This window comes from Paraburkholderia panacisoli (assembly GCF_008369935.1).
Lineage (GTDB): Bacteria > Pseudomonadota > Gammaproteobacteria > Burkholderiales > Burkholderiaceae > Paraburkholderia > Paraburkholderia panacisoli.
The window spans coordinates 1-6018 of the sequence record NZ_VTUZ01000107.1 but is presented as its reverse complement, the minus strand read 5'-3'; the positions used below and the strand labels follow the sequence as shown (position 1 = coordinate 6018).

The 6018-nt window shown below is 58.9% G+C and carries 7 protein-coding genes and 1 pseudogene; 3 read left to right on the top strand and 5 right to left on the bottom strand.

The window, feature by feature from the left end:
• Window positions 1–282: LysR family transcriptional regulator (locus tag FVF58_RS50560; RefSeq protein WP_149676921.1), on the bottom strand; the 282-nt coding region annotated here is incomplete at its 3' end.
• A 311-nt stretch (window positions 283–593) separates the two neighbouring features.
• Between FVF58_RS50560 and FVF58_RS50555 the strand changes: the two genes are divergently transcribed.
• Complete coding sequence (locus tag FVF58_RS50555) at window positions 594–1325, top strand: IS6 family transposase (RefSeq protein ID WP_149676920.1); 732 nt, start codon at window positions 594–596, stop codon at window positions 1323–1325.
• A 197-nt stretch (window positions 1326–1522) separates the two neighbouring features.
• Here FVF58_RS50555 and FVF58_RS50550 read toward each other — a convergent pair whose 3' ends face one another.
• Entirely contained in the window at window positions 1523–2449 is a 927-nt protein-coding gene (locus FVF58_RS50550) for a LysR family transcriptional regulator (protein WP_149676919.1), read from the bottom strand.
• 113 nt (window positions 2450–2562) lie between these two features.
• Between FVF58_RS50550 and FVF58_RS50545 the strand changes: the two genes are divergently transcribed.
• The gene (locus tag FVF58_RS50545; RefSeq protein ID WP_149676918.1) at window positions 2563–3627 is read left to right on the top strand and encodes an aromatic ring-hydroxylating dioxygenase subunit alpha; all 1065 of its coding nucleotides are present in this window, start codon (window positions 2563–2565) and stop codon (window positions 3625–3627) included.
• A complete protein-coding gene (locus FVF58_RS50540) occupies window positions 3614–4585 on the top strand; it encodes a PDR/VanB family oxidoreductase (protein WP_149676917.1) in 972 nt (323 codons plus the stop codon). Before FVF58_RS50545 ends, FVF58_RS50540 begins: the two co-directional genes overlap by 14 nt.
• A gap of 205 nt (window positions 4586–4790) precedes the next feature.
• Here FVF58_RS50540 and FVF58_RS50535 read toward each other — a convergent pair whose 3' ends face one another.
• The 3 genes and pseudogenes from FVF58_RS50535 to FVF58_RS54060 all read right to left on the bottom strand — a co-directional run.
• A complete protein-coding gene (locus FVF58_RS50535) occupies window positions 4791–5204 on the bottom strand; it encodes a hypothetical protein (RefSeq protein WP_149676916.1) in 414 nt (137 codons plus the stop codon).
• Between the two features lie 414 nt (window positions 5205–5618).
• Complete coding sequence (locus tag FVF58_RS50525) at window positions 5619–5939, bottom strand: Rieske (2Fe-2S) protein (protein ID WP_149676915.1); 321 nt, start codon at window positions 5937–5939, stop codon at window positions 5619–5621.
• Between the two features lies 1 nt (window position 5940).
• Window positions 5941–6018 (bottom strand): annotated as a pseudogene (locus FVF58_RS54060) (FeS assembly SUF system protein); the annotation flags it as partial.

The following is a 6018-nucleotide window of genomic DNA, read 5'->3' as shown; positions in this document are numbered from 1 at the left end:
CAGCCGTCCGGAAGGTCTCGCTTGCGCATCCGCCGCCTCGGCTTCGGCCTCGTCGATATCGGCGAGTATCCGTTCGCATCGGTGCAGATAGCGCTGGCCCGCCTCGGTCAGGGCTATGTGGCGAGTAGTGCGATTGAGCAGACGCGTGCGCAAATGCGACTCCAGTTGCGAGACCGCTCGCGACGCATTGGCTGTCTGGATGTTCAGGCGCGAAGCAGCGCCCGTAAAGCTCCCTTCTTCCGCTATGCGGATGAATAGCCGCATCATGTCTAGCTTGTCCATTGCCTGCTTTCCAAGGATATAACTGGCTTACACCGCATGGTCCGAGTTCTAAGGGAGCTGCAAGGACCCCGACTATCTGGCCGCAGCGCGACCTGTTCAGCATGAAACAATCTTCCTCACTCGATCAGCCCACGGACCGCCCTGAAGCGAAAACGTTCGGCTATCCCCGAAGTCAAGCAGATGGTCGACAAAAGTGCTGGGGTGTCAGTCTGACACAAAGTACGGACCCTGAAGTCAATCCAGCCGTCAACGAGCAGGCTTCCCCGGCGCGGGTTTGTCACGTTGCCAAGGTGGTCGCGTAGAATCGAGAGATGAATAATTCCAAATCGCTCTATCACGGTCATCGCTTTCCGGCGGTGGTTATCAGTTGCGCCGTTCGCTGGTACTTCCGATTTCAGTTGAGCTTGCGCGACATTGAAGAGTTGCTGTTCGAGCGCGGCATCGTGGTGAGTTACGAAACCGTGCGCCGATGGTGCGATAAATTTGGCACGGGGTTCGCGCATCGCGTCAAGGCTGGCCGGCGCAAACCGGGCAGTACCTGGCATCTCGATGAGTTGTTCGTCACGCTGCGCGGTGAACCTTATGTGCTGTGGCGCGCCGTCGACGAGCACGGCGCCGAACTCGATATCCTGCTGCAGAAGCGGCGCGACACGGCCGCAGCCGAACGATTCTTCAAGCGCGTGCTTCGTTCATGCCCGGTGCCGCGCAAGATCGTCACCGACCAGCTACGCAGTTATCCGGCCGCGAAGTCCAAGATCCCCGAGCTGGCAAACGTCAAACACGTGTTCGTCAAGGCTGCAACCCGCGTGAACAATCGGGCCGAAAATAGCCATCAGCCTACGCGTGAACGTGAGCGGCGCTTGCGCGGATTTCGCGACCCCAAGCGCACCCAGGCGTTTCTCTCGAGCTTCGGACCGATCCGGCAGCACTTCGCGCTCAAGCGACATTTGCTGCGCCCGTCTCTCTACCGCAAACAGCTCGCTCTGCGTTTTGACGCGTGGCATCGTTTCACCGAACTCGCCCAGAATCCGTTCGCCGTCTGAGCAAACACATGTCCCCCGGCAGTTTTGCGTCGTCGGCCCGTCAACGTGACAGTGCCCGTGCCGGACATGCAATGACGAACGGAAGCCTCATGGTTGAGGCTGGTCGCGCACAGTCGACCTCAAGAGAAACGGCCCTGCGTGAGGAACGGCTCGATCAAGTCCGGAGCCAACATCGGGAGACCACCCATTCGCTCTTGCTACTGTTCAGAGACGAGAGGGTAGCGCTCAAAAGTCTCCTTGATGAGGTGGCGCAGCCAGACATTGGCCGGATCAGTATTAAAGCGGGAATGCCAATGCTGGCGAAGCGCAAACGGCGGCAGGGGGACTGGCGGAGGCACGACCTTGACGGTGCCAAGCTTCGAGAAGACTGTCCCAAGTTCAAGAGGGACAGTGGCAATCAGGTCGGGATGCGCGTCGATCAGATGCGGCACGGCAAGAAAGTGTGGCGTAGTGAGGTAGACATTCCTTTTTATCCCATAAGCGTCGAACGCGTTGTCATACGCCGCACTGGCGCGACCCGTCAGTGAAACGACGATCTGCGGCATCGCCTCGAACTGCGCGCGGGTCAGTGTCTTCCCCACCTTCCGATTGCGTACGCTGACGAGCGTGACAAACGAATGCATAAATAGCTGCTGCTGAAAGAGGCCTTCGGGAGCTGCATGGATCGAACCGAGCGCAAGATCCGCCTCACCGGACGACAACATGCTCTCGATTTGCTCCAAAGGCACCTGGACCGACCGCAGGGTGCAGTGCGGGGCCAGCTTCCGTAGTCGGCGAATCAAGGGTGGCAGAAAGACCAGCTCGCCCATGTCGGTCATACAAAGCACGAACGTGCGTTGTGCCGTTAGGGGATCGAATCGGGCCTCCGCCACGACGTTTTGCCTTATCGCCGCAATCACCTCCGACACCGTCGTGCCGAGTTGTTCACCTCTGGGCGTTGGCGTCATGCCATCCGTCGTCTTGACGAACAGCGGATCGTCGAAAAACGCACGCAGCCGGTTCAGCGCGTGACTCATCGCGCCTTGCGTCAGGCCGACATCCTGCGCTGCCCGTGTGACGCTGCGCTCGCGTAACAGCGCATCGAAAACAACCAGCAGGTTCAGGTCGAGATCCTTGATATGCATCGTGTGCATTACCTGTATTAATGCCATTAGCTTGACGCATGATGGCGGCAATCCTATCGTGCAGTCAAGCGCCCGATGACAGGCGCAACGATAGATATCAAAGGAGACAAGCCATGTTTATCGCAAACGCCTGGTATGTGGCCGCATGGTCGCATGAAGTCGCGCCCGATGCGCTGTTTTCGCGGGTCATTACCGGCGTCCCTGTCCTCTTGTATCGCAAGGACGATGGATCCACTGTTGCACTGGAAGACCGTTGTTGTCATCGCGGCGCGCCGCTTTCTGTCGGACGGCGGGAAGGTGATTGTGTGCGCTGCATGTATCACGGCCTCAAGTTCGACAGTGCGGGGGCATGTGTTGAAGCTCCTTCGCAGCAAAGGATTCCACCCAGAGCCAAAGTGAAAAGCTACCCGACCGTCGAGCGTCATCGCTGGATATGGATCTGGATGGGCGATCCCGCGCTTGCGAACCCTGACGCGATTCCTGATACCCACTGGCTCGACGATCCTGCCTGGAGCAGTCTGCCGGGGTACATCCACTATCACGTGAACTACCTGCTCATCTGCGACAACCTGCTCGACTTCTCACATCTTCCCTTCGTTCATCCGACCACGCTTGGCGGATCTGAGGACTATGCGAACGTACAGCCGAAGGTCGAGCGCATCGAAAACGGCGTCCGCATCACGCGCTGGGTGATGGGTACCGATGCACCACCGTTCGCCGCCGCTGTGAAGCAATGGCCTGGGAAAGTGGACCGGTGGAACATCTATGACTTCACGTTGCCGGCGATTCTGCGCATGGACTCGGGCATGGCCCCCGCAGGCACGGGCGCCCGCGAAGGCACGCGAGTTGATGCGGCCGAGTTTCGTGGATGTCAGGCGCTGACGCCTGAGACTGAAAATTCGACGCATTACTTCTTCGGTCACCCGCACAACTTTGCAATCGATCAGCCCGACATTACCCGGTCAATTCACCAGTCGGTAGTCGATGCGTTCGACGAAGACCGGGAAATTATCACAGCGCAGCAAAAGAACCTTGCACTCGATCCCGATTTCGAGATGTCGCCTTTTGGTATTGATTCGGCGCTTTCCCAGTTCCGATGGGCCGTGAAAGAGCGGCTTGAGAACGAGCGTCACGCACGGCAGGAATCGGTCCAGGAGGCCTTACATGATCAAGGTTAGAGTAGTCGCGCTCCGACACGAAGCTGAAGGCATCCTTGGGATAGAACTGCGCGCCCATGATGGTGCGCAATTGCCGCCGTTCGAACCTGGCGCACATATCGACGTTCATCTGCCCGGCGACGTCACACGTCAATATTCGCTTTGCAATGACGCCATGGACACGGGACGATACCGTCTCGGTGTCGGCCGGTCTAGCACATCTCGCGGTGGTTCGACATTTATCCATGACAAGCTGCGAGTCGGAGACCTGCTGACAATCAGTGAGCCGCGCGCGCAGTTCCGCTTGTCGTCCGAGGCACGGCGACATCGGTTTATCGCGGGAGGCATTGGGATAACGCCGGTGCTTTCCATGATCCAATGGTGCGCGCGTCATGAACTCCCATGGGAGCTGCACTATTGTGTTCGCACGCGCGCGCATGCCGCCTACCTCGATGAACTCAATTCGCTCGGTGGTCGCGTGCATGTGCATGCTGACAACGAAGCGACGGCGCCCCTTTCCCCGGGCGTAGCCGGGATGATGTGCGATCTGGATGCGCGGGAACACATTTATTGTTGCGGCCCAGCCGGGCTGGTGGATGCCGTTGTGGCGCACGGGAAGCAAGGTACTATCTCGCCCCAGCGAATTCACTTCGAGCGATTTGCTGCTCCGGCGAGCGAAGCGCAAGAACGCGAAACGCCTGCCAACGCAAACAAATCTTTCACAGTGGTGCTTGCCAAACGAGGTTTACGGTGCGTCGTTGAACCCGACGAATCGATTCTGGAGAGCCTTGAGCGACATGGCGTGCGCGCCACGTTTTCATGCAGAGAGGGACTTTGCCGAAGCTGTGAGGTCGCACTGCTGTTCGGCGAGGTGGACCATCGCGACTACGTTTTAACCGATGACGAACAGATGAACAACGCATCGTTGATGATCTGCGTCTCTCGGGCCAGGTCCAGCGAGCTGGTCATTGACCTGTAGGAGCGCTCACAATAGCCCGTTCATCGGCCGCTGGTTAGTCAACGCGCCGTGGGGAGACCTTTGTACCTTGCCAAATCCTGGAGGAATCTCAGCGCGTGCCGCGATGTATCAGTCCGCAGCTCACATCGACGAATTCAGCGGTCAGGTACCCGCGGCCTCACTCCGCACTGCGCGAAGAATGGGATGGATGCATCGCGCGATTCCTCTAACAGCTAAGCGACTCAGCGTCCGGTGAAACGATGCACACGAGCGTCACGCCGGCGCGCAGGTCTCCCGCGATCAGCTCAGCCATGTCGCGCCCCCGCCCGCATGCGGCTTCGCGGGCGCGTAGTCCATGGGCTCCTGATCCCAATACGCCCGCAAGTTCGCGCGACAACTCGTTCTTGCGGATGCGCTGCGTGGAGGTCTTCGGAAACTCATCAATAGAGCTGACATAGCGCGGTAGTTCGCGCAGGCCGCGCGAAAGCTCGCCCAGCCGCCCTTCGACTTTACCTTCGGCCAGAGACAAGCCGATCTTCGACCGATCCAGCTCGCAATACTGGCGCTCAATCTCGCCGATTTCGAAATTCTCTGTTTCGTTCCAGTCTGTGGTGATCTCAACGCGAATCGTGACCTTCATTTCGATCTCCGGCAAATGTGCGCGCTCGAATTTTAGGCAGTGCGCTGCCGAAACCCCAAGGTTTTTAACGTTCCCACCCGCGCGCGAATCGAAGGCTTTTTGCGAATCCTGCTTGTTGTAGGGCCTCGTTCCAGCCAAACGCCAAGGTAACGAAATCCTTCATCGTTCGCCTGTACGTGTCAAATAGCCATTCCGACTCCCCGGGTACGGCCTGTCTAAAATCCAGATTCATAACAACAGCCGATCGCGTGAGGCAAGTCTTCGCCAGAGTAACGGGTACGAGGGATTGGACTCAACCCGTCAGGGCCGGCCGTTAAACGGGCGGCTCCGTTAACCATCCGCCGATGTGTGCTGCCTGACCCCGCCTCAAGTGTTCGCCCAGCAAGACGACAAGCCCCTCCTCTTGACCTCATTTCAATCCCACCGCTCGTCACGCACCTGAACGATGCCCGCCTCGATCCGCACCGGAAACACCACCACATCCTCATAAGCCGGCGGCGCCAACACCTTCCCTGTCCTGATGCAAAACCGCGCACCGTGGCGCGGACAGACAACCACGTCGCCTTCCACCACACCGCCTGTCAGGATGCCGCCGTCGTGCGGGCAGATATCCTCGATTGCATAGCAAGTGCCATCGACATTGAACACGGCAACCTGCGCGCCATCGACCTCGACGCTGCGAACACCGCCAACCGGGAAATCCTCAACCGCGGCGACATCGACCCAGTCAGACATATCAAAGCATCCCCAATTGCAGGCGTGCCGCGTCCGACATTCGCTCTCTTGACCACGGCGGATCCCACACCAGCTCGAC